The sequence below is a fragment of the Frankia sp. CgJB1 genome (assembly GCF_977947065.1).
The window spans coordinates 1-4,017 of sequence record NZ_CDWTNB010000259.1; the positions used below are offsets into that span (position 1 = coordinate 1).

The 4,017-nt window shown below is 66.0% G+C and carries 7 protein-coding genes and 2 pseudogenes; 5 read left to right on the plus strand and 4 right to left on the minus strand.

Annotation, left to right across the window (positions count from 1 at the left end; translation table 11 throughout):
- Together AC08OT_RS19500 and AC08OT_RS19505 are read left to right on the plus strand one after the other, a co-directional pair.
- Positions 1–578 (plus strand): annotated as a pseudogene (locus tag AC08OT_RS19500) (epoxide hydrolase); the annotation flags it as partial.
- Between the two features lie 29 nt (positions 579–607).
- Positions 608–826, plus strand: a complete 219-nt coding sequence (locus tag AC08OT_RS19505; RefSeq protein WP_476594630.1) for a hypothetical protein — start codon at positions 608–610, stop codon at positions 824–826.
- Positions 827–855: 29 nt separating this feature from the next.
- Here the strand turns inward: AC08OT_RS19505 and AC08OT_RS19510 are convergent, their stop codons facing one another.
- Positions 856–1,197: a HepT-like ribonuclease domain-containing protein gene (locus AC08OT_RS19510; protein ID WP_476594631.1), complete on the minus strand. Its 342-nt coding sequence runs from the start codon at positions 1,195–1,197 to the stop codon at positions 856–858.
- Entirely contained in the window at positions 1,187–1,498 is a 312-nt protein-coding gene (locus AC08OT_RS19515) for a nucleotidyltransferase family protein (RefSeq protein WP_476594632.1), read from the minus strand. Before AC08OT_RS19515 ends, AC08OT_RS19510 begins: the two co-directional genes overlap by 11 nt.
- A 110-nt stretch (positions 1,499–1,608) precedes the next feature.
- Between AC08OT_RS19515 and AC08OT_RS19520 the strand changes: the two genes are divergently transcribed.
- From AC08OT_RS19520 to AC08OT_RS19530, 3 genes are all read left to right on the plus strand, one after another.
- Positions 1,609–2,073, plus strand: a complete 465-nt coding sequence (locus AC08OT_RS19520; RefSeq protein ID WP_476594633.1) for a flavodoxin family protein — start codon at positions 1,609–1,611, stop codon at positions 2,071–2,073.
- Between the two features lie 111 nt (positions 2,074–2,184).
- Entirely contained in the window at positions 2,185–2,430 is a 246-nt protein-coding gene (locus AC08OT_RS19525) for a hypothetical protein (protein ID WP_045878334.1), read from the plus strand.
- Complete coding sequence (locus AC08OT_RS19530; protein WP_476594634.1) at positions 2,427–2,828, plus strand: type II toxin-antitoxin system VapC family toxin; 402 nt, start codon at positions 2,427–2,429, stop codon at positions 2,826–2,828. The genes AC08OT_RS19525 and AC08OT_RS19530 overlap by 4 nt, the downstream gene beginning before the upstream one ends.
- A 96-nt stretch (positions 2,829–2,924) precedes the next feature.
- Here the strand turns inward: AC08OT_RS19530 and AC08OT_RS19535 are convergent, their stop codons facing one another.
- Positions 2,925–3,428, minus strand: coding sequence for a hypothetical protein (locus AC08OT_RS19535; RefSeq protein ID WP_476594635.1), 504 nt, complete (start codon positions 3,426–3,428; stop codon positions 2,925–2,927).
- Between the two features lie 337 nt (positions 3,429–3,765).
- Positions 3,766–4,017 (minus strand): annotated as a pseudogene (locus AC08OT_RS19540) (HEPN domain-containing protein); the annotation flags it as partial.

Consider the following 4,017-nt stretch of genomic DNA (forward strand, 5'->3'; position numbering starts at 1 on the left):
TTAGCGGAAATGGCATTGAGGTCAGCCCCGACGGCCTGCCTGACGACATCCACGCCCAGATCGTCGCCGTGGAGAAGCGCTTCGCCGTCCACCTCGCCGTCCACCTCGCCGTCCACCTCGCCGCGCACGTGCTCGCCCCGAGCACGCTCACCTACGGGCTGTCCGACTCCCCGGCCGGGATGCTCGAACGCTGGGTGAAGTGGAGCGACAACGGCGGCGACATCGAGACCGTCTTCACCAAAGACGACCTGCTCACCCACACCATGATCTTCTGGGTGACCAACACGATCGGTACCTCGATCCGCACCTACGCCAACAACAACCGCTACCCGTGGGCCCCGTCCCACGACCGGCAGCCAGCCATCGAGGCGCCCACCGGCATCACCTTCGTCGGCTATGAAAACCCACCCGGCGTCAGCACCGACCAGCGGGTTCAGAACTTCCTCGACTCCGACCGCGCCGCCTGGTACAATCACGTCGGCCTCAACGCCCACGACCACCGCGGCCACTTCATTCCCTGGGAAATCCCCGCTCAATGGGTCGACGACCTGCGGCGTACCTTCCGCGGCCGCCGCTAATGATCTTTAATTCATGATATCGCTGGATCATGGTTTTGTGGGTCATGATGGTCGCGGCCGATGCCGGGATCGTGGCCACCGACCCTTCGGCGCCGGCCGACGAACCCACCCGCCCCGCGCTCCCGGATACGATCATCGCCGTGCACCCGTTCCACGTCGTCCAGCTCGCGAACAAGATGGCCGGCGAAGCGCTCGCCGCGGAACGGCGCGGTGAACACGAAGCACAAGCACCCAGGCAGTGTTCCTGATCCTGGCTCTCGCGAGTAGTGTGAGTAAATCATCTTTCGGTCAGCATCTTTCGGACGACTCGTTCGAGCTCGGGGATCTTCTCCTGAAGTACCTGCCAGACCAGGGCGTCGTCGACGGTGGCGTAGCCGTGGATGAGAATGTTCCGGAAGGCAACAATCCGAGGAAGCTCGGGGATCGCGGCGGCGAGGTCTGGAGATGCTTTCGACAGCTGGTTGAGCGCCTCGCCGATGATCTCGAACTCGCGTTCAACCGCGGCGCGGAGCATCGCGTTCGCCAGATAATCTTCGAAGGTCTGGTCGTGGGCGAAGCCTCGGGCGAGTTCGGCCGCGTTGGCAGCGTCCCAGAGATACTTGCGTGGGTCAGGCGGCATACAAGGGCTGCCTGGTGCTCATGACCTGGTCGCGGAAGTACGGGTTGCGGATGGCGGTGACGCTGACGACGTCGACGGCGCGGCCAAACAGGCGCTCAAGCCCTTCCTTGAGAGTGAAGTAGGTACCGTAGTAGTCGAATGCGGTGTTGTCAGCGTCGAACTCGACGAGGACGTCGACGTCGCTGGTGCCGAGGTCGAAGGCGTCGGAAGTCGCGGATCCGATGAGGTCGAGACGGCGGACGTTGAGACTGCGGCAGAGTTGCTGGATCTCCGCGCGTCTGGTCTCGATCAATGGCTGCATGCCGACCTCCTCTGCGGACGATTGTGCCCGATCAGGCGGCTGGTGCCTACCGCCTGGCCCGCTGCCATGCCCGGGTGGGGCCGGGGCCAGACGTCGGCCGAGGCCATAGCATGGCCGCGATGCCGACTCTGCTGATCGTTCACCACACACCATCGTCGACCATGCAGGTGATGTTGGAAGCGGTGCTGGCCGGTAGCCGGGACGAGGCGATCGAGGGTGTGGCCGTCGTCGTCAAGCCGGCCTTGGCGGCGACGGCCGTCGACGTGCTCGCCGCGGACGGCTACCTGCTCGGCACCCCGGCGAACATCGGCTACATGTCGGGGGCTTTGAAGCATTTCTTCGACCAGATCTACTACCCCGTGCTTGAGGCGACGGTTGGTCGCCCATACACCCTCTACGTCCATGGTAACAGCGACACGACCGGCGCCATCCGTGGGATCGAGACCATCGCGACCGGGCTCAGATGGAAGCGTTTGCGCGAGCCGCTGTCGATCGTCGGCGAGGTGGACTCCGGGGCACGCGAGGCCTGCTGGGAACTCGGTGCCACCGTCGCCGCGTCGCTGATGACCGGCTGACGGCGACGTCCCGCGCAAGCGGCGGAGGTGGCGTGAGGCACCCACGAACGCTTCTGGCGAGGGTGACTCGAGGATTCATGCATGATGCATGAAGCGTGGTAGCGTGGACAGATGAGCGAGTCTGCCGACGGGGGCATCATCCAGGTACGCGATGTCGATCCGACGACGCTCGCGGTCCTCCGCGAACGTGCCAGATCGCTCGGCCAGTCACTGTCCGGGTACTTGCGGGACCTGATGGATGCCGATGCGGCCACGGAGACCAACGCGGAGGTCATCGCCCGCATCGCTCGCGACAGGGAACCGGTGGAGCTCACCATGGATGACATCCTCGCGGCGCGCGATGAGGGGCGGCGTTGACCCTCACGTACGTGGTTGACTGCTCGCTCGTCATTGATGTGCTGTCCGTCCGCGATGGCGACGAGGTGCTCCGGCAGCGCCTGTCCACCCCGCGCACGCTGCACGCCCCGCACCATCTCGACGTCGAGGTCGCGTCAACAGTCCGCGGGCTTGCCGCAGGCAAGAAGATCACTGACCATCGCGGCGAGCAGATGCTGGCTGACTACGCGCGCCTGCGGATCACCCGTCATCCGGTTTGGCCCTACCATCCCCGGATGTGGGAGCTGCGGCACAACCTCGGTACCTACGACGCCGCCTACATCGCGCTCGCCGAAGCGCTCGGCTGCGACCTGCTCACCGGCGACACCAAATTCAAGAACGCCACCGGACACCGCGCGACGGTCATCGTCACCCGATAGCAGGCACGGGCGCGTTTCCCTCTTCCTTCGACCCCGAGGCCGGCCGGGAAGTACGACGTCAGGACGCCCCCGCGTGCCCGTGCTTGTCCGGGAAGGTCAGTGGGAGGGCAGGCCCAGGTTTGTCAGGATCTCGCGGAGGCGGTGGCGGCCCTCCATCGACTCCGGGCCCGCGAGGCGGGCGATTACCCGGTCGCTCCAGGTGCCTTCCAGGCCGAAGCGGGCGTTGTAGACGGACAACCGCTGGTCGTAGGTAAGGACGCGACCGCGGCGGGCACCTTCGCGGGCCCGGTGGTGCTTCGGGCGCGGTCCGAGGCCGTCGGGCGCAGCGGAGTTCGACGGATCCGGATCCGGGACCACCAGATCCTCAGTGACTCGCCCCCGGACTATGCCGGTGCCGACCTCGGGCTGAGTTCGCCCGAGCTCGTCCTCGGCGTGTTCGCCAGCTGCCTGACGCACATGTTCGAGATCGTCGCCGCCCGGTTGGATGTCCCCGTCGACGAGATCAGCGTGGAGGTCGAGGGTCACATGGAGCCCCGCGCCGGCCGGTCGGGCTTCGAGGACGTGCCTCGCGCACCGCAGCACATCACCTACCAGGTCCATGTATGGAACTGTTCGCGTGGTTCCGGGTGCTCCGGCCGAGACGTAGTCTGGCGTGCTCCCGCCGTCCGCTTCGCCAAAGGCACCCATTACTTCGGTGTCGAAGTCGTCATCGTTTCCATCATGATCTGGATCAACGACGCCACCGGCCAAGATCCTTCACTCACTGTCTTGCCGGCCGCCCGCGACATCTCGGGAACCATTCTGGGAAGGAACGCGGACCTACTGGGAACTGGCGAGTATGGGTGCGCCGGCCCGGGGCGGGCACCCGCTCCACCATCACTATCAGACTGGCATGTCCGCCGCCGCTCGGAGAATTCCGGCACTGCGCGTCCGGGGCTCAGGAAGGACCAAAGCGAAGGATGAACCAGTCGGCGGCCTCGCAGGCCACTCTGTGGAGCTCTAATGCTTTCCTGACCCCGACGCTTTCGTTGAGGCCGTGGGCGATCCTGTTCCGCCGATCGACTAGCGTGGCCAGCTCGCGGCGCAGCCGACCGTCGTCCGCGTCGAGCAGTGCGCTCAGCTCCTGGCGCAGGCCCTGGTCGAAGCGCCCGGCCAGGGTCTCGAGCGCCGCAGGCGTCGGGTACAGCCT